Raw genomic sequence first — 25,580 nt, 5'->3', positions numbered from 1 at the left:
TTCTGGTAGGTGCGTCCAGGCCGAGCCGACCCGCCGACCCGCAGCCACCCGCTTGACCAGGAGGGCGGCACTGCTCATCGGTGCCGCCCTCCTGGGCCTTCACTTCGCCGCCGCAGCCTTTTCCCAGATGCCCCTCACACCGATGAAGATCCGGTACTACAACAAGGTCGCCACCTATCTGGAGCCGTGCTCCGCCCAGAACTGGATGCTCTTCGCACCCGACCCGCTGTCGGAGAACAGGGGAATCCTGGCCCGGGCGCAATGCCGGGACGGCTCGGTCACACCGCCATAGCCGTCAAGACGTACACGAGTCTCAGCACCGTGAAGGAACATGTCAGTGCCATCCTGGCCAAGCTCAGGGCGACCAACCGGGTACAGGCTGCCCTGGCGGCCGAGCGCAGCGGACTCCTGGTGAACAACGTGCCGGACCGGGGACACGACGACCTCACCAGCCCGTCCACGCGCTGACGTTGGGAGGATGCCGGCTTCGCCACCCGTCACGGGATGGCAGGCGACTGCCAGGCTGAGTGGGCATCGCATGGCCTGCGCACACGACCGGGTGCCTGAGCGCTTCGACATGTGGATGAGCAGTACCTGGCCAAGTGCCAGCATGCTCAGGCCGAACATCAGGATGTCCAGGGGGACATGTGGCGATGACATGTGTGCGATGCCCAGCGCCACCTGCAGTGAAGCGAGTACGAGGAATCCGGACGCGTACAGGATGGGGCGGGCGAGCCGCCGCCAGGCTTCGCCGAGGTCGCCGAGGTCGCCGAGGTCGTCGGCCTGGCAGGCCGGTCTGGTGCGGCATTTCAAGGAGGCGTGGGAGGCCAGGGACATCGATGCCCTCGTAGACCTCCTCGCCCCCCGACGCCACGATGACCGCCGACGGCGGCGGCCAGGTCGGAACCGTTCTGCGCCCGGTTGGTCGAAGGCGCCAGGAGCACCGCCCAGTACCTGATCCACATCGCCGGCAAAGCCCCTGGGCTGACGCTTCTCGAGCGGACGGTCAACCGCCGGCCCGGCCTGGTCGCCCAGCACGCCGGCGTCGCCGTGACCGTGGCGGCGTTCAGCGTCACTGGCGGCCGCATCACTCGTATCTGGGCGGTCCGCAACCCGGAAAAGCTCCGGCAAGGAGCGACGGGCCTTTGAGGAGAGCGGGCGCACCATCCGCGATCGGCAGGGTGCTTGCCGCCGGTGCCGTCCTCGCGGCCGTGGGTCTGTTGCCGGTTCCCGTGGCGGCCCGCGGTGGTCTCTGGGTCGCCGTGCTGGCTGGGGGCCTCTGCGCACAAGGCGTCGACCGCCACCGCACGGGCCGCGGGCGTGGTGCCTGGTCGTACGGGCAGCTGGCCGCGGAACAAGCTTATAGCGCGGGTTCGATTCCCGTCATCCGCTCCATACGACAGCCCCAGGTCAGCGACCTGGGGCTTCTTCGTTGTCCAGACCTCTCAGAGCCCGCGTGCCATTCGCGTGCCATAAGTCCCTTCACGGGGCGTCAGATTGAGCGTTGGTCCGTCACGCCCCGCGATGGGGTGCCTGCGTCACAGGCTGGGGGCGTCACCTCCTTCGAGACTCCCGCGGCCCTGGCGACAGCCGCGATCCCGCCATGTCCGAGCTGCCGCGCTTCCGCCGCATACAGCAGACGGCACTGCCGCTCGTTGAGATGCGGAGTCACCGCCTCAAACTTCGCCCGCAACGGACTGATCAACTCATCGAAACGACCGATATCACATCAACGAACCCAAGTCCCGGAAGCAACCCATGAATTCACGACGCCTCCGCCCGTGCCTCACTGGGCACTTGAAGGCCCCTACCGGGAAACCGGCCGGGGGCCTTCTGCGTTCTCTGGTTGTAATTATCGAATTACCCTGTACGACACGGGGGCCAAAGCGAATCCAGTTGCTCTGGCCGTGGCAATCTGCTCGCCGGTGCAAGGTTCTTGAACGGAGGTACGCGCCCCGTGGGTGTCACTGCCAATCCCACCATCGGCAGGCGCCGACTGGGGGCGGAGCTGCGTCGGCTCCGGGAGGTCAGCGGTATGACGACGCAGCAGGTGGCGGCGCGCCTGCTGATCTCCCAGCCCAAGATCAGCCTGCTGGAGAACGGCCGCCGACCCATCAAGCCGCGCGATGTGCGAGATCTCTGCGGGCTGTACGGAGTCCGGGATCAGCGGCGCGTCGACGATCTGATGCAAATGGCCGGCGAATCGGGTCAGCCGGGCTGGTGGAACGCCTACGACGACATCCCGTACGGCGCCTACATCGGCCTGGAGGCCGAAGCGGCCGCGATCCGGTTCTACGAGCCCCTGGTGGTCCCCGGCCTGCTGCAGACCCCCGCCTACGCACGAGCGGTCATCGCAGGAACGATCCCTCACGCCACTGCCGAGCAGGCCGCCACCCGCCTCCAGGTGCGGATGCGGCGCCAGGACCGGCTTCGCGCCCCGGGCAACCCACTGCGCCTATGGGCCGTGCTGGACGAATCGGTGCTGTGGCGCGTCGTGGGCAGCCGCGAGGTCATGCGCGAGCAGCTGAAGCATCTGGCCCACCTCAGCGCCCAGCCGCACGTCACCATGCAGGTTCTCCCTCACGATGCAGGTGCGCACCCAGGCGTCTCGGGGCAGTTCTCACTGCTCGAGTTCGCCGACACCACCGATGTGTGCGTGGTGTATCTGGAGAGGTTCACCAGCGACCTCTATCTGGAGAAACGATCCGACGTGGGACGCTACAGCGGCATGCATGCGCACTTGCAGGCCCAGGCGCTGAGCCCGGAAGGCACCCGGCATTTCATCAAGGAAACCATCAGGGCGTACGCCGACCCAGAATCGTGCCGGGATGCCCGCGCGCTGTCCCTGCCGAGCCCGTGAGCGCCACTGAACCCCCGGACGGTGTCTCCAGGGGCTCAGCTGCCGAACGGCGGACCGAACTGCCTATGTGGTTGATCGAGCGTCAGCCTTTCTACGAAGGGCTAGTCCTGTCGGGTTGCTCCACCTCGCCGGGTCCGCCTCATGGCGAAGACGGCCGAGCCTCCGACGAATGCCGGCGCGGCTGCAGTGGCGGCCATGATGCTGACCTCGCTGCTCAAGTCGGTCGCGGTGAGGGCCTGGCGTCGTCTCCTTCGACCGCAGGCCGGTGGCGGCGCTTACAGGGGTGAAGTTGACGTTCTTGGCGGTGTGCCCGGGACCTACGTGGCCCAGAGCATCGTGGAAGCCGCCTGGTAGGAAGTCGGCCGACTAGGGCTTGCCCTGGTCGGAGCCGTCGTGGCCGTGCCCGGGCTTGCCGTGGTCGTGGCCGGGCTTGCCGTGGTCGTGACCGGGCTTGCCGTGGTCGTGACCGTGCTCGCCGTGGTCGTGACCGTGCTCGCCCTCGTCGTCGTGACCGTGGTCGTGATCGCCCGCGTCACCCTTTTCGCCCTTGTCGCCGCGAGGCCCCTTGGGTCCGGCGGGTCCGGCAGGTCCAGCAGGTCCAGCAGGTCCGGCAGGTCCGGCAGGTCCGGCAGGTCCGGCAGGTCCGGGGGCGCCGACGGGGCCGGGGGCGCCGGTCGGGCCGGGGGCGCCAGGGCTGCCGTCAGGGCCGGGAGCACCCGTCGGGCCGGGGGCGCCAGGGCTGCCGTCAGGGCCGGGAGCACCCGTCGGGCCGGGGGCGCCGGTCGGGCCCGTCGGGCCAGGGCTGCCGGTCGGCCCGGGAGGCCCAGGCGGGCCAGGCGGGCCAACGGCGCAGGCCGCCCGCGTGATGGTGTTGGTGTCCAGCGTGACAGCGCCATTACGCGCCAGGGCACGGCCTTCGAGCACGGCGCCCGTGTTCAGCGTGATGGACGTCAGGGCCAGGATGTTGCCCTTGAACTGGGAGGTCGTGTCGATGGTGGCGGAGCTGCCCACCTGCCAGAACACGTTGCAGGCATTTGCCCCGTTGATGAAGGCCACGACACTCGCCGGAGCCGTGATCAGGGTCGAGGGGATCTGGAAGATGAAGACGGCATCGGGGTTGTTCTGGCCGTCGAGAGTGACCGTTCCGGTGATGTTCAGTGTCGACGAGGCCGTGTAGACGCCGGGCGCCAGCGTTTGTCCGCCGATATCGGCCGAAGTGGCGGTGCCGGGTCCCCGGCTTGCCGCGTCGTTGTAGGCGACGACGAGGTCGGACTTCGCCTGAGCGGCGGCGGCGTCGGTGATGTGCTGCGTTCCGTTGACGATGCCGGGCGGAAAGCCGGTTACCGATGTGCCCGGATGGAGCCCCAGATCTCCGTTGATGACGGAGGGGCCCGTGTTGGTGACCGTTGAACCGGCCAGGACCGCGTAATTGGTGGCGGTCCCCAGCCCGACGGGAGCTTCCAGGGCGTGAGCGAGGTTCGGGACCAGGGTTGCCGCCGCCAGGATCGCTGCGGGGAGCAGGACAAGAGCTCCCCGTTTGAACAGATTGCGTCGAGGCCTTCTGTCGGGTGGACCCGACCGGATGACATCCAATGCCACAGCAGGACCTTTCTTGTTGCTTCGGGTCTCAGGTCCTCCCGGAGGAGGTTCCCGAGCGACCGCGACGATGGCTACGCGGGGCCGCAAGCCCCAACCTGCGCCGGGCGCGCAGGCTCCCCCTGAGCGAGGACTGCGAGAGCGGCTCCCTGCCCGAGGTAGTGATATGCCGTTACACGGGAACAGTCACGCATATTCCAATGCAATTGCCCACAAATCAGAAAAAATGGTCTATGTGAGTGACATAACGTCAGGAAGCCGCCTCGGAGACGGGGCCGTCTCCCCCGTCCCTGCGAGCTTCGAGGTCGCGTCGGGCGGGACATGGCAGAGCCCGGCCGGGCTCTGTGCGTAAGGGCGAGTGGTTCTCCGGCCAAAGGGTCTCGTCGTCGCGGGTCCTCTTCACGCAGCAGGCCGTCTTCGCGGCGGCGCGAGGCCGCCGTCTGGCCCTGCTTCTGGACCTGCTTCAATCCCGTCTCATTCAGGTCGGTGCAGCAGCGTTCAGCACCGTCCACGCTGCAGACGGGCGGAGGTGCGGGAACGCTCATGAGCCCAGGTGAACACCCAAGAATATTGGGCTGACCTGCGCCAACAGACTTGCACATGGTGCACGGCCGGCGCTGGCAGGTCTGCTCGTGGCCATCGACACAGCCTGACCGTCCGGCAGTCGGCACGACGATGCATGGCTGGACGCCAGGGCGAGCGGCTCGGAACGCTCCTCGCACGCGGCCCTGCGCTCGTACCTCGCAGATCAGGCCGGCCAAGCACTCTGAGCGGCGCGCGCCATTACGTGCCGGTCAGGGCGGTAAACGCCGGTCGGCAGAGGACGGCCCGGAACCCTTGGAATCAACTTCGAAAGACAGGCGGGGTGAGTGCCTCCGGGCGCGGCAGCTCCACCGCCTGGGGAGTGCTGGGCTCTGCGCCCAAACGCGAACCTCATCGACCTACCGGCCGGCCGCCGCTGTCGTGCCCCATCCGTGCCCTTCGAGGCGGTGAACAGCGGTCAATACGGGTGCGGACGCCCTCGCGTGACAACTTCTCGACCAGCTCGTTTCTGCAGCTCAGGCGCCTTGTCGACACCCCGCGCGCCATAGATTCCCAAGCTCATGGCGCGGGTTCGATTCCCGTCATCCGCTCTTGCAAGAAGGCCCAGGTCACAGACCTGGGCCTTCTTCGTTGTCCAGACCTCTCCCGCCCGGCGTGCCATTCGCGTGCGATAAGTGACCCATTGGAGCGTCGGGTTGGGCGTCGCACGCCTTCCGCTGTCATCTGAGTCCCGCCACAGCGGCTGCCACGACAGGACAGCGCTCACCTCACCAGACGCGTCCTGCCGCCAGAGCACCGTCAGCCTCCGGGAGCATGTCGGCGCTCGCTGCCATCGCCGCCCAGCCGGCGCCACACCTCTGCCTCCAGCGCACTCCGGCAGTCGTCCTCGATGCACCTGGCAGGGGAGCGCGAAACCGCCGGGAGGACCCCCAGGCGGCTGGCCCTATAGTCGCAAAGTGACCAACGAGTAACTTCGAAGGGGCAAACGGGTGTTCGGAGCAAGTCGGCAGGTGAGGGCACCCCAGGCCCTGTGGCTGCTGCTCCCGGCGTGCGCCGCCACCGTCGACATCGCCGTCCAGTTGGAATGGGCGTACGCCGACACGAACGACTCCCGGAAGCTGTTCTGCGCGACGGTGGCCCTGTGCGCGCTGCCCGTGGTCGTGCTGGCCCGGCGTCGCTGGCCGATCGCCACGTTCCTGACGACCCTGCCCGGGATGTACCTGGACAGTTGCATCCCCAGCATGATCGCGCTGTACACGGTGGCGCTCATGACCACCCGTCGCCAAGTGGTCACCGTGTGCACCGTCGTGTTCCTCCTCTGGAGCGGCTACACGCTGAACCCCGAGGAAGCCACGTGGGACAACCCCACCGACTACTTCATCCTGATGGACGCCTTTGCCCAGGCCATCCTGCCGGTCGCGCTGGGCCTGCTCGTCAGCAGCCGCGCGGAACTCACCGCACGCGTCGCCGACCTCGCCGCGGCACGCTCGCGCGAGGACGCACTGTCGGCGGAGCGGCTGCTGGTGGCCGAGCGCACCCGCCTGGCCCGTGAGATGCACGACGTCGTGGCCCATCAGGTGAGCCTGATCAGCGTCGAGGCCGCCGCGCTGCAGATGACCACGTCCGACCCCGCGGTGCGGGATTCCGCCTGCGCCGTGCGCACCATGGCCGCCCGCACTTTGGACGAGCTGCGCCAGGTGGTGGGGGTCCTGCGGGACGGCGGCAACCGCGCTGACACCGGTGCGCCCCAGCCCCGGCTCGCCGACCTTCCACAGCTCATCCGCGAGTGCCAGCTCGAGGTCGAGGCGCGGATCGACCCGCGCCTCCTTCAGCCTGCCACCGGCTCCCCGAGCCGGTGGCCCACCTTGGTCCAGCACGCGGTGTACCGCACGGTCCAGGAAGCTCTGACCAACATCCGCAAGCACGCGCCGGGGGCCGTCGTCAGCGTGCGGCTCCACGAGTCGGACGGACACCTGTGCCTCCGGATTCACAACGGCCCGCCCGGCCTCCCCGACCCGCACCCCGACCCGGACCCGGACCCGCACCCCGACCCGGACCTGCCCTCCGGCGGCTACGGCCTCATCGGGCTGGCGGAACGCGCCCACCTCGTCGGCGGTACCTTCGAGGCCCGCCCCACCGACGACGGCGGGCATCTCGTGACCGCCTCCTTCCCGACCCGGCACCCCGCACAGGCCACGTCCCCCTGAGTCGGCCTGCCCCCCGGCCCCTCCCGCGCATCTCCGCGCCCGCTGAAGCCAGCTGGCGGGTTCGTCCGGCCAAGTGGCCGGTACCGAACGGCCAGACGGTGCCGAAATCATGATCGTCGAGTGGCGCCGGCGTGCTCCCGCACGCCGCTCACCCGAAGTTGTCCGCGCGGCGAACCCAACTTCGAACCGGGCGGGCAGAGATCCACGAGAGAGGCAGTTGAGGAAATGAAGAAGGTACTGGCAGGCATCGGTGTAGCCCTCGGCGGTGCGGCCCTGGTCGTCACCACCCAGGGGTCCGCGCAGGCCGCCACTGCGCAGGAGGTTCCTGCCACGGTCGCTTCCGTCGACGGACCCCAGAACGGCCCGATGGGCTTCGGTTCCTTCGTCGGCAAGGCTGCCGGCAAGTTCGCCGGCAAGGCCTGGGTGCACGCCAAGGCCGCCTGCCCGTCGGTGGCCGATGCCGCCGGACAGTTCACCGGCGGCGTCAGCCCGGCCGACATCCCCGAGGGCACGTCCGTCGAGACGGTCTTCGACAAGTGAGAGATCACCACTTGACCAGGAGGGCGGCACTGCTCATCGGTGCCGCCCTCCTGGGCCTTCACTTCGCCGCCGCAGCCTTCTCCCAGATGCCCCTCACACCGATGAAGATCCGGTACTACAACAAGGTCGCCACCTATCTGGAGCCGTACTCCGCCCAGAACTGGATGCTCTTCGCACCCGACCCGCTGTCGGAGAACAGGGGAATCCTGGCCCGGGCGCAATGCCGGGACGGCTCGGTCACCTCCTTCTACGACGTGACGGCGAAGTACATAGCAGCGGCGCAGAGCAGCAGGTTCTTCCCCTCGCGCATGTCTCGGCTGGTGACCGGGAACATGCAGCAGCTGAGCGGTTCGGACGCCGTGCTGGCCCGGCTGCGGGAGTCCGAGCGGGCGAAGAACAAGACCGAACTGCCCCTCATGCCCCACGAGAAGACCTCCCAGCAGGAAGCCCTGCGCTTCGTTTCCCGCTACTCCCTGACGCAGTTGCCGGCCAATACGTGCGGCGACGGCGCCCCTCCCGAGCAGGTGCAGGTCCGCATGTACATCCAGAAGCTCCCCCCGTGGTCGGAGCGGCACGATCCCGCTGCGGAAGGCCAGGTCGACGCCTACGACATGGAATGGATGAAGGCCGGGGATCTCCTGTGAGCCGTACCCGTACGAACCGGCTCCTCGAGCGGCTGGACGCGGTCGGCAGCCGACCCCTCAGCGTGCTGGGGGTGAGCGGAACCCGCATGCTGCTCGGCTTCGTCGGCTTCATGTACTACGCGAGCCAGTACGGCGACCGGCGGTTCCTCTTCGGTCCGGCCGGGGTGCTGCCCTGGGCGGACTTCACCGCCCAGATCCACGAGAACGGCACCTTCAGCCTCTACACCTTGAGCGACTCCACGCTGTGGTTCGAAATCGTCTTCCACGCGGGGATGCTGGCCGCGCTGGCGGTCACCTGCGGTGTCGGCGGCCGGCTCGGCCTCGCCGTTCACTGGGCCCTCCTGTGGTCCGTCTACCAGCGTCAGCCCGTACTGCTGGACGGCGGGGACAACCTCGCCTATCTCGTCATCCCGATGCTCCTGCTGACGCGCTGCTACGACCGCCTCTCCTACCCCACCGGTCTCGCCCGCGCGCTCGCCCGGCGCGTTCCCCCAGTGCTGCGGTCGCTGTCCACACCGCTGCACAATCTTGGTGTACTCGCCATCGCCGTCCAGATGTGCCTGGTCTACGTCGTCAGCGGGCTGTACAAGGTGCAGGGCCCCATGTGGCAGGACGGAACGGCGCTGTTCTACGTCCTGCGCGTGTCCGAGTTCAACCTCCCCGGCGTGTCCGAGCTGGTGTTCGGCAACGACTATCTCGTCTTCATCGGGACGTACTCCACCACGCTGTTCCTGGTGTACTTCCCCATGGGCATCCTCGTGCCGCGGCTGCGGCCCTGGGCTGCCGTCGTCTCCATCGGTTTCCATGTGTCCATCGGCGCCGTCATGGGCCTGACCGGCTTCGCCCTCACGATGGTGGCGTGCGACCTCGTGTTCCTGAGCGGGGCGCTGGAGACCGCCCTGGACCGGGCCCGCGCGGCCCAGCGCCGCCGCGAGCCCGTCCCGGCCGACGCCGTCCTGGCGTTCGACGGGGACTGCGGCTTCTGTCAGGCCGCCGTGAGTCGGATCACCGCCGGCGCTCGGACCACGGTGCGTGCCGTGCCCTGGCAGTCACTCCCGGACGAGGTCACCGACCCACATGTGGAGCGACTGGACCGGGAGGTACTACTCCTCCTGGACGGGCGTGTCCTGGCCGGCGGGGCGCAGGCGCTGGCGGAATTCGTACGGGACTCGCCCGTACGCGGATACCGGCTGGCAGCGGCCCTGCTGCGCACGCCCGGCATCAGGGCTTGCGCGGCTATCGGTTACCGCGGGGTGGCGAACAATAGGCACCGTATGCCGGGCAGTTCGGAAGCCTGCGCCCTGCCCGGCCCCAGCACCCGCTCGTGAAAGGGGACCCTCCGTGTTCCGGACACCCAGCTGCCTTCTCGGCAGTGGAATCGAACCCCGTGTCACCCACGGCCACAGCATCTCCGGCTACGTCCAGATCGGATCGCTGACCAAGGTCGTCACCGGCACCGCGTTGATGCGCATGGCCGAGGCCGACGTCCTCGGCGTGGACGATCCCATCGAACGCTGGCTCGACACACCGCCCGGCAGCGGCATCACCCTGCGGCACCTGGCGGACCACACGTCCGGGCTGCCCCGCCTGCCCCCGGGCCTGCCGCGCAGGAACCCGTACGGCGGCTTCGACCAGGCCGCCCTGGACGCGCTGCTCGGCGGTCTCGGCGAGATGGCCACGGCTCCGCCCAGCGCGTCCGAGGAGTACTCCAACCTCGGTTACGCGCTGCTCGGTTCAGCCCTGTCCGTGGCGGCCGGGGTCCCGTATGAGGAGGTGGTACGCACCTACGTCCTGGAGCCCCTGGGCATCGACGAGATGACGGCACATCCCCCGGCCGAGCAGCGGCTGCTCGCGACGACCCGCCTGCTGAACCGCCCCCGGACGCCGTGGACCATGGATGGCGCCATCCTGCCCGCGGGTGGCCTCTGGGCCACTCCCCGGGCGGCCGCCCAACTGCTGACCGGGCTGCTCGTCGACAGACTCCTCGGGCCGCCCGCCCCGACCTGGCAGAAGACCGGCGCCGTGACCTGGCACAACGGTGCCACTGACGGAGCGTCCGTCTTCGCGGCAACGCTCCCCGACGGGCGATGGGTACTCCTTCACCGGCTCGGCGGATCCCCCACCGACACGGACCGTCTGGGCGGCCAGGCCCTCGCGGCCTCCCGCCGCTCGGGCCAGTGACGCTTCGGGCACCCGGGCCGCCAGTATGATCTCTGGCGTCATCAGGCCGGGCCGCCGGTGACACCGTGCTGGTATGTGAGCGGAGTGCCTGGTGATCAAGGTCGTAATCGTGGACGACGAAGCACTCATCCGGACCGGGTTCCAACGCATCCTCTCGACGGAGAGTGATATCGATGTCATCGCTCTGACCAGCGGAGCAGGTGCTATCGAGGCCATCGCCGAACGGGCGCCCGACGCGGTACTCCTCGACATCCGGATGCCGGACGTCGACGGGCTCACGGTGTTGCGGCGGATCCGGGAACTCCCGGATCCGCCGGCTGTGTGCATGCTGACCACCTTCGACACCGACGAGCACCTCACCAGCGCCCTCCAGGCCGGTGCGGCGGGCTTCCTGCTCAAGGACACCGACCCCGAACACCTGGCACCGATGGTGCGCTTCATCGCCTCCGGCGGTGTCGCTCTCTCGCCCCGGCCGGGGAACACAGTCATCGACGGCCATCTCGCCCTGCATGGACGCCTGCCGTCGGGCGGACCCCGGCCGCAGCTGACAGAGCGCGAGCACGAAGTCCTAGGGCTGCTCGCCGAGGGGCTGACCAACACCGCCATAGCCGTCAAGACGTACACGAGTCTCAGCACCGTGAAGGAACATGTCAGTGCCATCCTGGCCAAGCTCAGGGCGACCAACCGGGTACAGGCTGCCCTGGCGGCCGAGCGCAGCGGACTCCTGGTGAACAACGCGCCGGACCGGGGACACGACGACCTCACCAGCCCGTCCACGCGCTGACGTTGGGAGGATGCCGGCTTCGCCACCCGTCACGGGATGGCAGGCGACTGCCAGGCTGAGTGGGCATCGCATGGCCTGCGCACACGACCGGGTGCCTGAGCGCTTCGACATGTGGATGAGCAGTACCTGGCCAAGTGCCAGCATGCTCAGGCCGAACATCAGGACGGCCAGGGGGACATGTGGCGATGACATGTGTGCGATGCCCAGCGCCACCTGGAGGCGTTCACGCGCCATAGATTCCCAAGCTCATGGCGCGGGTTCGATTTTCGTCATCCGCTCTTGCAAGAAGGCCCAGGTCAACGACCTGGGCCTTCTTCGTTGTCCAGATCTGCCGCTGAGGGACACCCTCACCGAGATCAGGAACGCGGCGGAGGGGCACGGCATCACGGAGCACTAAGGCTTGATGTTCTGGTTCAGGTGGAACAGGTTTCCTGCGTCGTACTTCCGCTTGACCTCAACGAGGCGGTCGTAGTTGGTCTTGTAATTGGCCCTGATCCGGTTCTGGTCGTCGTCAGCCATGAAGTTGATGTATCCGCCTTCCTCCGAGAGCGGCGCGGTCGCTTCGTAGTAGTCGCGCACCCACGCGATGTTGGCCTCGTTGGCGGATGGGTCGGGCCACATACCGGCGATGACGGTGGCGAACGAGGCATCCCGGTAGGCGAAGGCCGTTGCCTCCGGTGCGACTCGGTGGCAGGCACCGTTGATCGGGTAGATGTGTACCGTCGAGTTCAGGGCCGGCAGCCCTGGCCCGTGCTGTACGTGCGCTGCGATCGCGGCGTCGCTGAGCTCGGTCACGAAGTTGGCCTTCCAGTAATGCTGGAGGCCGGGCGGTACCAGCGCGTCGAAGGCGCTGTTGAGTGCGGGATACGGCATGGGCCCGACGTGCTCGGCGACTACCGGCGCGAAGTCGTGGAAGGCCTGGAGAGCGCGCTGCCCCTCATCCAACGGCCCCGCCCAGCACGCCACGATCAGGACGAAGGGATCGCCGTGCCGGTTCTCCGGGATGAACGGGAGCGGCGGGGCCAGCTGGAAGGCCGGGAAGCCGCCGAGTTCCTCAGGCGCATCGGCGATGTAGCCGCTGAAGGAGCGCAGCACGGTGGCGGCGTCTTCCAGTTCGTAGAGCATCGGCCCGCCGTAGACGTCCTTGAGGGGGCTGAGCCGGAACTCGAAGGAGGTTACCGCGCCGAAGTTGCCACCGCCGCCGCGAAGGGCCCAGAAGAGGTCGTCGTGCTCCTCTTCGCTCGCGATGAGCAGTCGGCCGTCCGCGGTCACCACGTCGGCGGAGATCAGGTTGTCGCAGCTCAGCCCGAGTCCGCGGGAGAGATAGCCGATGCCGCCACCGAGGGTGAGCCCGCCGACACCCGTGGTCGACACGATTCCCCCGGTCGTCGCCAGACCGAAGGCGTGCGTCGCCGCGTCGAAGTCACCCCAAGTCGCGCCGCCTTCGGCACGTGCCGTCTGCCGTATGGGGTCGACACGCACGCCACGCATCCCGGACAGATCGGCCACGACGCCGCCGTCACAGGTACCGAAGCCGGGCACGCTGTGGCCGCCACCACGCACTGCCAGATCGAGCTCGTTCTCCCGTGCGAAGTCGACCGCGGCCATGACATCGCCCGCGTTGACGCAGCGCACGACGACAGTCGGCCTCCTGTCGATCATGGCGTTGTAGACCTTGCGCGCCTCGTCGTAGGCATCGTCGTCAGGGGTGGCGACCGCCCCGCGTACACGTTCACGCAACTGCTCGATCGAGAGCTTGCCCATAGCAATCGCTCCTCGTGCCTGTACCCCGCCGGCTCTGCCAGGAAGGCGCGACGCCTACAGAAGCGGGCACCTGGGCTCTCTGTGGGATGTCACACCCCGCTGCACGCCCTATCACTGCACCGGGTCCTCTCTTACGCTACGCCGATGCCGCGAGGCCTCAACTCGAGATCCGTGAAGCCCTGAGTCCAGCCCCTACAAGCCCCGTGCCCCCGGTGGACACGGAAACGGCTTCCGGGACGCCGCCCGCCCGGGGTTGCCCAAGTTGGTGCCGGGCCCCCTGGAGACCTCGGGAGTAGACGCCTGCGGCGCGGGGTGTCGCGTTGCCCTCGCCTGGCAGAGATCGCCAGACTTGATCGCCGGTGACGTCCGGCATCCGTACACGGCCACCTCACAGGCAGGGGATGTTGTGACAGGACAGGTCCTTCCGCACGACGTATTGGGCAGCGGTTCCGAACGAGCCCTGCTGCTCCACAACTGGTTCGGCGACCGGTCGAGCTTCGACCCGATGCGCGAGCACCTGAACGGGGATGTGTTCAGCTACGCGTTCCTGGACTGCCGCGGGTACGGGAAGGCGATCGACGCGGACGGCGCTTTCACCATGGAAGAGGTCGCCGAGGACGCCCTCGCCGTGGCCGACCACCTCGGCTGGGAGACCTACACGGTCATCGGCCACTCCATGGGCGGCAAGGCGGCCCAGCTGATGCTGCTGGACGCCCCGTCACGCGTCCGCTCCGTCATCGGAATCTCGCCGGTGCCCGCCTCCGGCTTCCCCCTCGAAGGGGAGATGTGGGAGCTGTTCGCCAGCGCCGCGAAGAATCCGGGCAACCGCAGGGCGATCATCGACAACACCACCGGCGGGCAGCGCGACGACACCTGGCTCGACGCCATGGTCGGCCGCTCGGTGGAGCGTTCCTCGGCCACGGCCTTCCGCGCCTATCTGGACTCATGGGCGCGGGTCGACTTCCACGAGCGGGTGAAGGACAACCCGGCCCCCGTACTCCTCCTCGCCGGTGCGAACGACCCGGTGCTGGGAGCCGAGGCCATGCGGGGCACCTGGATGCAGTGGTATCCGAACGCCGAGCTCGAGGTGCTCCCGCACACGGGGCACTATGCACCGGAGGAGTCCCCGGAGACTGTCGCGGCAGCGGTCGAGCGGTTCCTCGGGCGCTGAGGCTTCAGGATCGGACTGCCGGGGCGTCACCGTCTGCGGGTGCGGTGGCGCTGCCGGGCTCGACGGCTTGGTGGATCGCATCCGGGAGGTGCTTCGGAGGGGCGGGAACGGGGGCAACCGCCTCCTCGGCATCACCGGAGCACGGCTACAGCGCGACCTCCACGTACCGGAACAGGACCCGGCCGCCCTCCGCACCTCCCCGGCGGGGCGAAGGGCTGATCACCGTCGACTGGGAACCGGGACCCGGCGCGTGCCCTATCCGTGCCCTATCCGTGCCCTTCGGAGCGGTGAGCAGCGGTCAATACAGGTACGGGCGAACCCTCGCGACAGCCCGTCCGGTGGCCCGTTTTCGCAGGCCAGGCGCCTTACAGATACCCCGCGGGCAGTAGATGCCCAGGCTGATAGCGCGGGTTCGATTCCCGTCATCCGCTCTTGAGAGAGGCCCAGGTCAGCGACCTGGGCCTTTTTCGTTGTGACCGGCACACGCGTTGGTCGCGGCGGTTGCCGTAGTGCGGGGAGGAGACGCATCGCGTTGGCGCCTTGGTGGTCGGCGTCTCCGTGTGGTCGGGGGGCGGGCTCGTGCTCCCGGTGGTGCTCAGGTCGGTGAGTGAGATGCGGGGGCGGGGATCGGGGTGCGTGGGTCGTCTGCGTCGACTGTGACTTCGTGCCCCGAAGTTGAGGTGAAGGTGGCGGTGTTCCGGGACAGCCGGATGTGGTCGAACGGGTTGGACTCCGTGAAGAACATCGCCCAGACGAGGGCATGGTCCGCGGTCAGCCGTGCGATGAAGCCCTCCGACCCGTGCGAACCCTCGCCGCCCCACAGCAGCCCGCTGCCGCCCAGGTCCACCGCGGTCAGTCCGTCGACCGAGGACACCCACGACGGGTCGCGCTGGAGCATGTCCTCCAGGTCGAACGGGGCGCCCACCCGCACGCCGGTCGGCGCGTCGCAGTCGAGGTCGACGGCACAGGAGTGTCCGCCGGCGAAGTGGAGTGCGTCCCTGGCGGGGAGTTGAAGGTCCTTCCACAGGCGTTCGATCGTCGTCATACGGGTACCTGTTCGTCTGGTTCGGTTCGGTTCGGTTCCGTGCAGCGTTCACGGCGCGGTGTCCGTCCGTTGCGGGGTGGGAGTCGTACCGCTTCCGCGCTCCCTGACGTTCCGCCCCGGGGCGCCTAGGATCGCGGGTATGGCCCTGATCATGAGTGACGTCGACCGGTTCGAGGCGGCCAGGCCCCGGCTGGAGGCCATCGCCTACCGGCTGCTCGGCTCCGCGAGCGAGGCGGAGGACGCCGTGCAGGAGACGTTCCTGCGCTGGCAGGCCGCCGACGTCGGACGGATCGGGGTGCCCGAGGCCTGGCTGACGAAGGTTCTCACCAACTGGTGCCTCAACGTGCTCACTTCGGCGCGCGCCCGGCGTGAGACGTACGTGGGGAAGTGGCTGCCGGAGCCGCTGCTCGCCGGAGACCCGATGCTCGGACCGGCCGACACCGCCGAGCAGCGCGACTCGGTGTCGTACGCCGTCCTCGTCCTGCTGGAGCGCCTGACGCCGGGCGAGCGGGCGGTGTACGTGCTGCGCGAGGCCTTCGACTACCCCCACCGGGAGATCGCCGAGGTCCTGGAGATCACCGAGGCCGCAAGTCAGCAGACCTACCACCGGGCCAGGAAGCACATCGCGGACGGCAGGGCACGCACCGAGGTCGACGAGGGCGCCGCCCGGAGGATCGTCGAGGAGTTCCTGGCCGCCGCGACCAGTGGCCGGACCGAACCCCTCCTGCGGCTGCTCACCCAGGACGCCCTCGCGGTGGGCGACGGCGGCGGGAAGGTGCCGGCCCGCGCGAAGGCGTTCGAGGGCGCGCTCGCGGTCGCCACGTTCCTGCGCGGCATGTTCAAGCCCAGTGCCGCCAAGCGGGCCCATGTGGGCGGCGCGGCCGAGGTCTACGCCGCCACCGCCAACGGCGGGCCCGCCATCGTGGCGGTCGTGGACGGCCGGGTCGTCGCGGTCGTCTGCCTGGAGGTCACGGCGGAGGGCGTCGCCGCGGTCCGCAGCCAGGTCAACCCCGACAAGCTCGTCCGCGCGACCGGGCACTGGGCCGCCGCGGACCGCGGGGAGGCACCGCTCCACACCCTCTGAGGGAGGACGTGTGACGCAGGTCACGGACTTCGTCTGTCAGGGAACGGGGGGCTGTCCGGTTCAAGGGGCGGAACCTCGCCGGACCACGGCGGCCCCCGCCCAGACAGGAGCACGGACATGCAGCACCGCATCGTCGTCCTCGGAGCCGGCTACACCGGCGCCATCGTCGCCGGCCGCCTCGCCAGGCGGCTGCGCCGCGAGGACATCGCCCTCACCCTCGTCAACGCCGAGCCCGACTTCGTCGAGCGCGTCCGGCTCCACCAGCTCGCGGCCGGCGGAGACCTCAGGCCCCGGCCGTTCGGCGAGATGTTCGCCGGCACGGGCGTGGAACTGAAGCTCGGAGCGGTCACCGCCGTGGACGTGGACCGCAAGACGGTGACGGTCAGCGTCACGAACGGCCCCCGGACGGGAAAGCTCGGGGCGCTCGAGGAGGTTCGGTACGACACGCTGGTCTACGCCCTCGGCAGCGGCTGGGACGACGGGGGTGTCCCCGGCGCCGCCGCGCACGCGTACGAGGTCTCCGGCCGACCCGGCGCCCTCCGTCTCCGCGAGCGCCTGGCCGCCCTGGACTCCGGCAGGCCCGTGGTCGTGGTCGGCGGGGGCCTCACCGGCCTGGAGGCCGCGACCGAGATCGCGGAGGCCCGCCCGGACCTCGACGTCGCCCTGGCCGCCCGGGGCGCTCTCGGCGACTGGCTCTCGGCGAAGGGCCGGGCCCACCTGCGGAGGGTGGTGGACACGCTCGGCATCACGGTCCACGAGCACACCGCGGTCACCGCCGTCGCGGCGGACGGCGTGACGACAGCCGACGGCCGGACCGTCCCCGCCGAGGTCACGGTCTGGACCACCGGCTTCGCCGTCCACCCGATCGCCCGGGCCACCGGTCTGGAGACCACCGACCGCGGCCGCATCGTCGTCGACACCACGATGCGCTCGGTCTCCCACCCGGACGTGTACGCCGTCGGCGACGCGGCGATGGCGATCGGTCCGGGCGGCGGGCCCCTGCGCATGTCCTGCGCCTCGGGCGTCCCCATGGCCTGGCAGGCCGCCGACGCCCTCGCCGCCCGGCTCGCCGGGACCGAGGTGCCCCGGGTCTCCATCCGCTACGCCCAGCAGTGCGTCTCCCTCGGCCGCAAGGAGGGGCTGATCCAGTTCGTCACCGCCGACGACCGCGCGGTCGACCGGGCCCTGACGGGCCGTGTGGCCGCCCTCTACAAGGAGCTGATCTGCAAGGGCGCCGCCTGGGGCGTCGCCCACCCGACCGTGGGCATGCCGTCCCGGCGCCGGCGTGTCGTACGGCCGGAGGCGCCGAATCCCGTACGGCCGGAGGCGCCGAGTCCCGTACGGGCGGAGGCGCCGGCCGCGCCGACGCCCTGACCTCGCCGGCCCGTTCGGCCGGGCCACGGCCGTCGCCGGGCGTTCGCGAGCGCGGCACCGGCGGTCACGGCCGGGCCGCGGCGCGCCCCGTCGAGCGGGTGGACAGCACCCGGCCCAGATCCAGCACGCTCAGGCCGAACATCAGGATGCCCAGGGGGACATGGAGCGACGGTACGTGCGCGATGCCCAGCACCACCTGCGCCGAAGCCAGGACGAGGAAGCCGGACGCGTAGAGGACGGGTCGGGGCGAGCCGCCGCCCGGCCGCCACGCCAGGACCGCGACGAGTAGGTACAGCATCGAGGCGCCGTACATCACGCGCGAGCCGACGTCGTGCAGGGTCGCGCCGTACGACGAGGACAGCAGCAGTCCGGCGGTGGCCGCCTGGAAGAAGAGGGACGCGGTCTGAAGGACTATCGCGACCTGGAGGAACGTGAGCCGGCCCGGTGCTGCCGTCGTCTGCGTGGCCATGGCGCGGCCCCCTGTTCTGCCTCGCGGCGGTGGTTCGTCACTGTGCATCGTCACTGTCTCGCCGGTCCGACGACGTGGGCCCGCAAAATGTGAGGCGCCGCGTGGACCTCACCATCCGGTGAGGTGTTTCGTCGGAGTACCGAGAGACGAAGCGGACGAGAAGAACCAGGGAGCGGTCGCCACCATGAGCACCCCATCCGAGGCAGGGCACGACCGGTTCGAACCGGGCCTGAGCACGATCGTCGACGAGCGGCGCCAGCTGATCAATCTCGCCTACCGGCTGCTCGGTTCACTGGCCGAGGCCGAGGACGCCGTGCAGGAGACCTATACCCGCTGGTACGCGATGTCGCGGCAGCGGCGGGAGGCCGTCGAGTCGCCCGGCGCCTGGCTGACGACGGTGGCCGGCCGCATCTGCCTGGACGTGCTCGGCTCGGCACGGGCCCGGCGGGAGCGGTACGTCGGCGCGTGGATACCCGAGCCGCTGCCCGACCGCACGGAGTGGATCAGCGGACGGGCCGGCGGCGGCGCGGCCGCATCGACGGACCCCGCCGACCGGATCACCCTGGACGAGTCGGTGAACATGGCCTTCCTCGTCGTGCTGGAGTCGATGACACCGGCCGAACGCGTGGCGTTCGTCCTGCACGACGTCTTCCGCTACCCCTTCGCCGACATCGCACGGATCGTCGGCCGGACCCCCGCGGCCTGCCGGCAACTGGCGTCCTCGGCCCGCCGCCGCGTGCGCGCCGCGCACACCCCGGTGGTTCCGTCGGCCGGACAGGCCGGTGTCGTACGGGACTTCAAGGAGGCGTGGGAGGCCAAGGACATCAAGGCACTCGTCGGCCTCCTCGACCCCGGGGCCACGATGACCGCCGACGGCGGCGGCCTGGTCGGCACCGTCCTGCGGCCGGTCGAAGGCGGCGAGGCCATCGCGCGGTACCTGGTCCACATCGCCGACAAGGCACCCGGGCTGACCCTCCTGGAACGGACGGTCAACGGCCGGCCCGGCCTGGTCGCCCAGCACTCCGGCGTCACCGTGACCGTGGCGGCGTTCAGCCTCAACGGCGGCCGCATCACCCGCATCTGGGCGGTCCGCAACCCGGAGAAGCTCCGTCCGTGGACCGAGGACGGACCGGGCTGACCGGGCTGACCGGGCTGACCGGGCGCTGCCGGGGGCCCGCCGGGGGCGGTGCCTCCACCCGCCCAGGGCCGTCGGCCCACACGTTGACACGGGCTGACAGCCGGCCGGGGGCGCTGTCAGCTGGTCGGCAGCCCCGGGCGGTCAGGTCCTCGAAACGGTGAACGTCCACGTCCTCGGCCCGCACCGCGAGCCGGTAGCCGCCGGACGCGGACTCCACCGCCGCCGGCCCGCGCAGCGCCCGGCGCAGCTGGAACACCAGCGCCTGCAGGGCGTTCGTCGCGGCGGCGGGCGGGTCCTCTCCCCACAGGCCGTCGACGAGCGCGTCGACGGACACCGTCCGGCCCCCTTCGAGGGCGAGCCGGGCGAGGAGCGTCCGCAGCCGGACGCCACCCACCTCCACCGGCGTCGCGTCATTGGCGTACGCCTGAATGGGTCCCAGCAGTTCTACGCGCACCTCGGCGGCCTCCCCCTACGGACCCGGACCGACCGGCCCCTACCGTGTCGCTCATCGTTCCAACGCCGGGTCAGCCTCACCCACCGGCCGCCGCCGGTAAAGGGCCTTGTACGGCGCACGGTTGAGCGGCCTCCTGACGGAAGTCTTACGTCCGCGCGTGGGAACCGCCCTCGCACGGGTGCCGTGCGTACCGTCCCCGGCATGCGCGTACTCGTCACCGGAGGAGCCGGGTTCATCGGCTCCCACATCGTCCACGCCCTCTCGGCACGCGGGCACGAGCCCGTCGTCCTCGACGCCCTGCTGCCCGCCGCCCACCCGGACACGCCGGACCCGCCGGACGCGGAGTTCCTGCGCGCGGACGTACGGGACGCCGGCGCCGTCCGGTCCGCGCTGCGCGGGGTGGACGCGGTGTGCCACCAGGCGGCCATGGTCGGCCTGGGGAAGGACTTCGCGGACGCCCCCGCGTACGTCGGGTGCAACGACCTCGGGACCGCGGTGCTGCTGGCGGAGATGGCGGCCGCCGGGGTGGGGGAGCTGGTGCTCGCCGGGTCGATGGTGGTCTACGGGGAGGGCCGGTACACGTGCGGGCGGCACGGGACGGTGCGCCCCGGGCCGCGCCGGACCGAGGACCTCGCGGCGGGCCGGTTCGAGCCCCGCTGTCCCGACTGCGGGGCCGCGCTCGCGCCGGGCCTGGTCGGCGAGGACGCGCCGACGGATCCGCGGAACGTGTACGCGACGACGAAGCTGGCCCAGGAGCACCTCGCCGCGTCCTGGGCCCGCTGCGTGGAGGGTCGCGCGGTGTCGCTGCGCTACCACAACGTGTACGGGCCGGGCATGCCGCGCGACACCCCGTACGCCGGGGTGGCCTCCTACTTCCGGTCCGCACTGGCCCGGGGCGAGGCGCCGCGGGTCTTCGAGGACGGCGCGCAGCGGCGGGACTTCGTCCACGTCGGCGACGTGGCCGCGGCGAACACGGTGGCCCTGGAGGCCGTCGGCGGCCTGGCCCCCGGGGCGCTGACCGCGTTCAACACGGGCAGCGGGGATCCGCACACGGTAGGCGAGATGGCGGCCGCGCTGGCGGCGGCGTACGGCGGGCCGGCCCCGGTGGTCACGGGCGAGTTCCGCCTCGGCGACGTACGGCACGTCACCGCCGACTCCGCCCGGCTGCGCCGCGAGCTGGGCTGGCGTCCGGAGGTGGGGTTCGGTGAGGGGATGGCCGGGTTCGCGCGGGCCGCCCAGCGCACGTCGGCGGGCGCCGCGGGCTGAGCCGGGCAGCGCCGGAGAGCACCGGACAACAGCACCGGACAGCACCGGGCGGTCCCCCGGCCCGGTGGCCGGGCCGGGGGACGCCCCCGGTCAGCGGACGACGTCGAAGACGTTCTTCTGCAGGCCGTTGGCGTACGCCTCGTGCTCGACGAGCCGCAGCTTCTGGGTGTCCTTGTCGGTGGCGCTGAACAGGCGCTTGCCCGCGCCGAGCAGGAGCGGGAAGACGAGCAGGTGGTACCGGTCGATCAGGCCGGCGTCCGAGAGGTTCCGGTTCAGGGCGGCGCTGCCGTGGACGATGATCGGGCCGCCCTCGGTCTCCTTCAGCGCGGCGACGTCGTCGAGCGAGCGCAGGATCGTGGTCTCGCCCCAGCCCGGTACGAGTTCGCCCTCGGTGAGCGTCGTGGAGACGACGTACTTCGGCATCGCCTTGTAGTCGGCGAAGTCCGCCATGTCCGGCCACACGGGGCTGAACGCCTCGTAGCTGGTCCGGCCCAGCAGCATCGCGGTGGCCTCGCTCTGCTCCCGGCCCTTGATGTCGAACGCCTCGGGGAGGAACTCGACGTCCTTGAAGGTCCACCCGGAGTTCCGGTAGCCGGGCTCGCCGCCCGGGGCCTCCATGACGCCGTCGAGGGAGATGAAGGCGGTGCTGATCAGGGTACGCATCGTGGTTCCTCGGTGTCTCGTGCCTGTGTCCCGGCGATCGGTCGGTGCGCGGACGGTGCGCGGACGGGGCCCGCGAGCGGTGCCGCGCCCCCGTCATGTTCTCCGACTTTGGATCACCTGGAAACTCATCGGTCCCGCGGATTCCCGCCGTTCTCGCCCGGTCCCCTGCGGCGGCGTCCGACAGCGTCCGCGTTTCGTAAGGTCTCCGAGCCCCTTTCCCCGCCCTCCGGTTCCTACGGTGTGGAGGGTGACCTCTTCTGCTTGTCGTCCGCCCCGCGCGGACCTCGTACTGCCGTGCCTCGACGAGGCCGAGGCCCTCCCCTGGGTGCTGGCGCGGGTGCCGGCCACCTGGCGGGCCATCGTCGTCGACAACGGCTCCACCGACGGCTCGGCGGACATCGCCCGCCGCCTCGGTGCCACCGTGGTGCACGAGTCCCGGCGCGGTTTCGGGGCCGCCTGCCACGCCGGGCTGCTCGCCGCGCGCGCCGAGCTGGTCTGCTTCTGCGACTGCGACGCCTCCATGGACCCCGGTCTGCTCGCCCCGATGGCCGAGCGGGTCGCGGCCGGGGAGGCGGACCTGCTCCTCGGCCGGCGCCGCCCGCGAGGGCGGGGCGCGTGGCCCGTGCACGCCCGGGCCGGGAACCTCGCCCTGGCGCGCATGCTGCGGCACCGGACCGGGCTGCGGCTGCACGACCTCGGTCCGATGCGGGTCGCGCGCCGCGAGGCGCTGCTCGGCCTGGAGCTGACCGACCGGCGCAGCGGCTATCCGCTCGAAATGGTCGTACGGGCCGCCGACGCGGGCTGGCGGGTCGCCGAGACGGACGTCCCCTACCTGCCCCGCTCCGGGAAGTCCAAGGTCACCGGGACCTGGCGGGGCACCTGGCACGCCGTACGGGACATGCGCCGCGTCCTGGCCGAACCGCCGGGCGCCCCCGTCGCGCCGGCCGGGAGGGCTTCCGCGTGAGCACCCTCCTCGTCATCGCCAAGGCCCCCGTGCCGGGCCGCGTCAAAACCCGCCTGACCACGGTGTTCACCCCGCGGCAGGCCGCCGGTCTGGCCCGTGCCGCGCTGGAGGACACCCTCGCGGCGGTCCTGGCCACCCCGGCCCGGCGCCGTGTCCTGGTCCTGGAGGGGCGGCCGGGGCCGTGGGTCCCGGACGGCATCGAGGTCGTCCCGCAGTGCGCGGGCGGTCTGGACGTCCGGCTGGCGGCGGCCTTCGCCCTGGCGGAGGGACCGGCCCTGCTGATCGGCATGGACACCCCGCAGGTCACGCCCGGGCTCCTCGCGCCCGGGCTCGACTTCACCGGGGCGGACGCCTGGTTCGGGCCCGCCGACGACGGCGGGTTCTGGGCCCTGGGCCTCGCCGCCCCCGACCCGGCGCTGCTGCTGGGCGTCCCGATGTCCGTACCGGAGACGGGCGCGGTGCAGCGGGCGCGGCTGCTGGACGCGGGGCTGGTGGTGCGCGACCTGCCCGAGCTGTGCGACGTGGACACCCCGGCCGACGCGGAACGGGTCGCCGCCGCGGCCCCGCGGACCCGCTTCGCCGCCCTGCACTCCGGCCTGTGCGCGGTGACCCGGTGACGGCCCGGCTCGCCGGTCCGGTCACCCGGACCTGGCAGGCCGACCCGTACGCCGACGCCCTGCGCACCGGGCGGGGGCCCCTGTACCTGCGCCGCCGCGACGGCTGGCTGCTGCCGCTGGAGGTCGAGCGGTGGTGCGCCGCACCCGACGCGGCGGACGGCACCGTCCTGAGCCGCTGCGCCGGCCCGGTCCTCGACATCGGCTGCGGGCCGGGCCGGCTGGTCGCCGCCCTGGCCGGGCTCGGGCACAAGGCCCTCGGCGTGGACGTCACCCCCGAGGCGGTGGCCCGGACCGTGCGGGCGGGCGGCAGCGCGCTGTGCCGGTCGGTGTTCGACCCGCTGCCGCGGGAGGGCCGCTGGGGCACGGTCCTGCTCATCGACGGCAACATCGGCATCGGCGGCGACCCCGGCGCACTGCTGCGCCGTACCTCGGAGCTCACCGCCCCCGGCGGCTCCCTGCTCGTCGAGGTGGCCGAGGCCGACGTCGACGAGCGCGTCGAGGTGTACGTCGACGACGGCAACGGCGGCTACGGGGAGTCCTTCTGGTGGTCCCGGCTCGGGGCCCGGGCCCTGTCCGTCGCGGCGGCGGACGCGGGCTGGGCCCCGTACGGGTCATGGCAGGCGGCGGGGCGGCACTTCGTCCACCTGCGGCGCTGACCTCCCGGCCCGGCGCCGCACGGTCCGCGCTCCCAGGTACAGGAGCGTCAGGACGGCGATGGCCGCCATCGTCAGCAGCCAGTTGCGCAGGTAGTCCAGCGGCAGCGCGGTCGGGTTGGCGGCGGCGCCGGGGCGCAGCAGCGGGGGCAGGGCGATGGCGGTCAGGGATCCCGCGACGATCAGTGCCGCCCGCGGGATCCCGCGCAGGCGCAGGCCCGCCGCCGCGGCCAGGGACCCGACCGCGAACACGAGGGGTGCGACGAGTCCGTCGTGCACGGCGACCGCGCCCGCGAGCCAGAGGGCGATCCGCCACGGTTCCGGCTGCCGGACCAGCAGCCATGCCCCCCAGACCATGAGGAGCAGCCCGCAGGCGCCCGCCGCGCGTCGGAACGTCATCACACGACCTCCAGCCGGCCGACCCACTTGGTCTGAAGCACGCCCGGCCGGTTCGGGGCGATGATCCGCGCCGGGTAGCCGTGGTCCAGGGACAGCGCCTCGCCGTTGAGGCGCAGCGCCAGGAGCGTGAGCGGGTCCTGCGCGTACAGGCGGCCCATGTCCATCACCCGGTAGGCGCCGGCCGCTTCGAGGGCGACCACCCGGGCCCGGGCGCCCGGGCCGCCGCCCGCCCGCTCCAGCAGGTCCCGTACCCGTACCCCGGTCCACCGGGCGGACTTGCTCCAGCCCTCGACGCACGCGATGGGCAGCGTCACCTCGTGCTGCGGCATGGCACGCAGTTCGTCCAGCGTCAGGGCGTACGGCCGGGGCCCGTCCACGGTCAGCCGCCAGCCGGCCAGCGAGGCCCGGGTCACGCGCGCCGCGGCGGCCGTGCGGTTCACGGGCAGGCCCTGCACGCCGTGGGCGGGGCTGCGCGGGGCGAACAGGTCCAGGCGGCCGAGCGCGGTCACCGACTGTCCGACGGTCGTCAGCGTGACCGCTCCCACCGCGGCGGCGACGCCGAAGAGGAGCTGGCGCCGGTTCGGGCCGTCTGCCCCGGGCAGCGCCAGGGTTCCGGGGGACTCCAGGGTGAAGTGGTCCCGGATCTTCGGCCACTGGACGGCGACGTGCAGCAGCAGGGCTCCCGTCACGACCCAGGCGACCGCGTAGTGCACCGGTACGAAGCTGAAGGGCCACGGGTACCACTGGAAGGTGTTCAGCAGGCCGGTGAACAGCTGGAACAGCGCAGCCGCGACCAGCACCGCCACCGACAGCCGCTCCAGCGCGTGCGTCGCCGAGCGCACCGGGGGCCAGGCGAACAGCCGCGGGTAGACCGCCCACAGCTTCGCGAGCAGCAGCGGGACCGCCGCGATCCCGGAGGCCACGTGCAGCCCCTGGGTCAGCCGGTAGCCCCAGTACGGACGGCTCGGCAGCCGGTCCGCCAGCCATCCCGGCGGATGCTGGAGGAAGTGGCTCAGCACACCGGTCGCGAAGCAGACGGCGAAGGCGAGCCCCAGCCAGCGGCCGATCGCGGTCGCGGTGCGGGCGTCGTGCAGCCGCGCGGTGAAGGTGACCGGCGGGCCGGGGGGCAGTGGGAGGCGCATGCCTCCATCACACCCCCGACCA

The 25,580-nt window shown here is 71.1% G+C and carries 26 protein-coding genes and 1 pseudogene; 18 read left to right on the top strand and 9 right to left on the bottom strand.

Annotation, left to right across the window (positions count from 1 at the left end; genetic code table 11):
* Window positions 1-127: 127 nt before the first annotated feature.
* The 3 genes from OTB16_RS17005 to OTB16_RS39590 all read left to right on the top strand — a co-directional run bounded on the left by OTB16_RS17005 (window position 128) and on the right by OTB16_RS39590 (window position 1,149).
* A complete protein-coding gene (locus OTB16_RS17005; protein WP_267721068.1) occupies window positions 128-292 on the top strand; it encodes a DUF5819 family protein in 165 nt (54 codons plus the stop codon).
* A gap of 29 nt (window positions 293-321) precedes the next feature.
* Entirely contained in the window at window positions 322-468 is a 147-nt protein-coding gene (locus OTB16_RS17000) for a helix-turn-helix domain-containing protein (protein ID WP_420717722.1), read from the top strand.
* Between the two features lie 453 nt (window positions 469-921).
* The gene (locus OTB16_RS39590) at window positions 922-1,149 is read left to right on the top strand and encodes a sigma-70 family RNA polymerase sigma factor family protein (RefSeq protein ID WP_420717721.1); all 228 of its coding nucleotides are present in this window, start codon (window positions 922-924) and stop codon (window positions 1,147-1,149) included.
* Window positions 1,150-1,561: 412 nt separating this feature from the next.
* Here OTB16_RS39590 and OTB16_RS16990 read toward each other — a convergent pair.
* Window positions 1,562-1,723: pseudogene (locus OTB16_RS16990) on the bottom strand (ISAzo13 family transposase); the annotation flags it as partial.
* 234 nt (window positions 1,724-1,957) lie between these two features.
* On the opposite strand from OTB16_RS16990, the gene OTB16_RS16985 reads away from it, so the two are divergent.
* Complete coding sequence (locus tag OTB16_RS16985; protein WP_267721067.1) at window positions 1,958-2,860, top strand: helix-turn-helix domain-containing protein; 903 nt, start codon at window positions 1,958-1,960, stop codon at window positions 2,858-2,860.
* Between the two features lie 366 nt (window positions 2,861-3,226).
* Here OTB16_RS16985 and OTB16_RS16980 read toward each other — a convergent pair whose 3' ends face one another.
* The gene (locus OTB16_RS16980) at window positions 3,227-4,459 is read right to left on the bottom strand and encodes an ice-binding family protein (protein WP_267721066.1); all 1,233 of its coding nucleotides are present in this window, start codon (window positions 4,457-4,459) and stop codon (window positions 3,227-3,229) included.
* A gap of 1,550 nt (window positions 4,460-6,009) precedes the next feature.
* On the opposite strand from OTB16_RS16980, the gene OTB16_RS16975 reads away from it, so the two are divergent.
* The 6 genes from OTB16_RS16975 to OTB16_RS16950 all read left to right on the top strand — a co-directional run bounded on the left by OTB16_RS16975 (window position 6,010) and on the right by OTB16_RS16950 (window position 11,355).
* Window positions 6,010-7,206 (top strand): sensor histidine kinase, encoded by a 1,197-nt coding sequence (locus OTB16_RS16975; RefSeq protein WP_267721065.1) that lies wholly within the window; start codon window positions 6,010-6,012, stop codon window positions 7,204-7,206.
* 225 nt (window positions 7,207-7,431) lie between these two features.
* Window positions 7,432-7,746 carry a hypothetical protein gene (locus OTB16_RS16970; protein WP_267721064.1) on the top strand — a complete coding sequence of 105 codons (315 nt, stop codon included), beginning with the start codon at window positions 7,432-7,434 and terminating at the stop codon, window positions 7,744-7,746.
* Between the two features lie 11 nt (window positions 7,747-7,757).
* On the top strand, window positions 7,758-8,390 hold the full coding sequence (locus OTB16_RS16965) for a DUF5819 family protein (RefSeq protein ID WP_267721063.1): 633 nt from the start codon (window positions 7,758-7,760) through the stop codon (window positions 8,388-8,390).
* Entirely contained in the window at window positions 8,387-9,718 is a 1,332-nt protein-coding gene (locus tag OTB16_RS16960; RefSeq protein ID WP_267721062.1) for a DCC1-like thiol-disulfide oxidoreductase family protein, read from the top strand. The genes OTB16_RS16965 and OTB16_RS16960 overlap by 4 nt, the downstream gene beginning before the upstream one ends.
* 13 nt (window positions 9,719-9,731) lie before the next feature.
* Window positions 9,732-10,571, top strand: a complete 840-nt coding sequence (locus OTB16_RS16955; RefSeq protein ID WP_267721061.1) for a serine hydrolase domain-containing protein — start codon at window positions 9,732-9,734, stop codon at window positions 10,569-10,571.
* A gap of 91 nt (window positions 10,572-10,662) precedes the next feature.
* The gene (locus OTB16_RS16950; RefSeq protein WP_267721060.1) at window positions 10,663-11,355 is read left to right on the top strand and encodes a response regulator; all 693 of its coding nucleotides are present in this window, start codon (window positions 10,663-10,665) and stop codon (window positions 11,353-11,355) included.
* 393 nt (window positions 11,356-11,748) lie between these two features.
* On the opposite strand, the gene OTB16_RS16945 is transcribed toward OTB16_RS16950, so the two are convergent.
* A complete protein-coding gene (locus OTB16_RS16945) occupies window positions 11,749-13,119 on the bottom strand; it encodes an FAD-binding oxidoreductase (RefSeq protein WP_267721059.1) in 1,371 nt (456 codons plus the stop codon).
* A 406-nt stretch (window positions 13,120-13,525) separates the two neighbouring features.
* Between OTB16_RS16945 and OTB16_RS16940 the strand changes: the two genes are divergently transcribed.
* On the top strand, window positions 13,526-14,290 hold the full coding sequence (locus OTB16_RS16940) for an alpha/beta fold hydrolase (protein ID WP_267721058.1): 765 nt from the start codon (window positions 13,526-13,528) through the stop codon (window positions 14,288-14,290).
* Between the two features lie 595 nt (window positions 14,291-14,885).
* On the opposite strand, the gene OTB16_RS16935 is transcribed toward OTB16_RS16940, so the two are convergent.
* Window positions 14,886-15,335: a hypothetical protein gene (locus OTB16_RS16935; protein ID WP_267721057.1), complete on the bottom strand. Its 450-nt coding sequence runs from the start codon at window positions 15,333-15,335 to the stop codon at window positions 14,886-14,888.
* Window positions 15,336-15,474: 139 nt separating this feature from the next.
* Here OTB16_RS16935 and sigJ (OTB16_RS16930) point away from each other — a divergent pair, with 139 nt between their 5' ends.
* Together sigJ (OTB16_RS16930) and OTB16_RS16925 are read left to right on the top strand one after the other, a co-directional pair.
* Entirely contained in the window at window positions 15,475-16,419 is a 945-nt protein-coding gene (sigJ, locus tag OTB16_RS16930) for an RNA polymerase sigma factor SigJ (RefSeq protein WP_267721056.1), read from the top strand.
* A gap of 117 nt (window positions 16,420-16,536) precedes the next feature.
* A complete protein-coding gene (locus tag OTB16_RS16925; protein ID WP_267721055.1) occupies window positions 16,537-17,793 on the top strand; it encodes an NAD(P)/FAD-dependent oxidoreductase in 1,257 nt (418 codons plus the stop codon).
* A 64-nt stretch (window positions 17,794-17,857) separates the two neighbouring features.
* Here the strand turns inward: OTB16_RS16925 and OTB16_RS16920 are convergent, their stop codons facing one another.
* Window positions 17,858-18,262, bottom strand: a complete 405-nt coding sequence (locus OTB16_RS16920) for a hypothetical protein (protein WP_267721054.1) — start codon at window positions 18,260-18,262, stop codon at window positions 17,858-17,860.
* Window positions 18,263-18,446: 184 nt separating this feature from the next.
* Between OTB16_RS16920 and sigJ (OTB16_RS16915) the strand changes: the two genes are divergently transcribed.
* Window positions 18,447-19,400, top strand: coding sequence for an RNA polymerase sigma factor SigJ (sigJ, locus tag OTB16_RS16915; protein ID WP_267721053.1), 954 nt, complete (start codon window positions 18,447-18,449; stop codon window positions 19,398-19,400).
* On the opposite strand, the gene OTB16_RS39250 is transcribed toward sigJ (OTB16_RS16915), so the two are convergent.
* Window positions 19,333-19,854 carry an AfsR/SARP family transcriptional regulator gene (locus tag OTB16_RS39250; RefSeq protein WP_324290835.1) on the bottom strand — a complete coding sequence of 174 codons (522 nt, stop codon included), beginning with the start codon at window positions 19,852-19,854 and terminating at the stop codon, window positions 19,333-19,335. The genes sigJ (OTB16_RS16915) and OTB16_RS39250 overlap by 68 nt on opposite strands.
* Before the next feature lie 201 nt (window positions 19,855-20,055).
* Between OTB16_RS39250 and OTB16_RS16905 the strand changes: the two genes are divergently transcribed.
* Window positions 20,056-21,120, top strand: coding sequence for an NAD-dependent epimerase/dehydratase family protein (locus tag OTB16_RS16905; protein ID WP_267721052.1), 1,065 nt, complete (start codon window positions 20,056-20,058; stop codon window positions 21,118-21,120).
* Window positions 21,121-21,210: 90 nt separating this feature from the next.
* Here the strand turns inward: OTB16_RS16905 and OTB16_RS16900 are convergent, their stop codons facing one another.
* A complete protein-coding gene (locus OTB16_RS16900) occupies window positions 21,211-21,783 on the bottom strand; it encodes a dihydrofolate reductase family protein (RefSeq protein WP_267721051.1) in 573 nt (190 codons plus the stop codon).
* Window positions 21,784-22,030: 247 nt separating this feature from the next.
* Here OTB16_RS16900 and OTB16_RS16895 point away from each other — a divergent pair, with 247 nt between their 5' ends.
* From OTB16_RS16895 to OTB16_RS16885, 3 genes are read left to right on the top strand one after another with little or no spacing between them, the layout of a single operon-like run.
* On the top strand, window positions 22,031-22,747 hold the full coding sequence (locus tag OTB16_RS16895; RefSeq protein WP_267721050.1) for a glycosyltransferase family 2 protein: 717 nt from the start codon (window positions 22,031-22,033) through the stop codon (window positions 22,745-22,747).
* Complete coding sequence (locus OTB16_RS16890) at window positions 22,744-23,364, top strand: TIGR04282 family arsenosugar biosynthesis glycosyltransferase (protein ID WP_267721049.1); 621 nt, start codon at window positions 22,744-22,746, stop codon at window positions 23,362-23,364. Before OTB16_RS16895 ends, OTB16_RS16890 begins: the two co-directional genes overlap by 4 nt.
* Window positions 23,346-24,020, top strand: coding sequence for a class I SAM-dependent methyltransferase (locus tag OTB16_RS16885; protein WP_267721048.1), 675 nt, complete (start codon window positions 23,346-23,348; stop codon window positions 24,018-24,020). Before OTB16_RS16890 ends, OTB16_RS16885 begins: the two co-directional genes overlap by 19 nt.
* On the opposite strand, the gene OTB16_RS16880 is transcribed toward OTB16_RS16885, so the two are convergent.
* Both OTB16_RS16880 and OTB16_RS16875 read right to left on the bottom strand, forming a co-directional pair.
* On the bottom strand, window positions 23,976-24,416 hold the full coding sequence (locus tag OTB16_RS16880) for a hypothetical protein (RefSeq protein WP_267721047.1): 441 nt from the start codon (window positions 24,414-24,416) through the stop codon (window positions 23,976-23,978). The two genes, OTB16_RS16885 and OTB16_RS16880, sit on opposite strands and share 45 nt — an antisense overlap.
* A complete protein-coding gene (locus OTB16_RS16875; protein ID WP_267721046.1) occupies window positions 24,416-25,558 on the bottom strand; it encodes a molybdopterin-dependent oxidoreductase in 1,143 nt (380 codons plus the stop codon). The genes OTB16_RS16880 and OTB16_RS16875 overlap by 1 nt, the downstream gene beginning before the upstream one ends.
* Window positions 25,559-25,580: the final 22 nt, after the last annotated feature.

The organism is Streptomyces antarcticus, assembly GCF_026627255.1.
GTDB classification, from domain to species: Bacteria; Actinomycetota; Actinomycetes; order Streptomycetales; family Streptomycetaceae; genus Streptomyces; species Streptomyces antarcticus.
The sequence above is the reverse complement of the archived record's forward strand: the minus strand, read 5'-3'. Positions and strand labels throughout refer to the sequence as shown.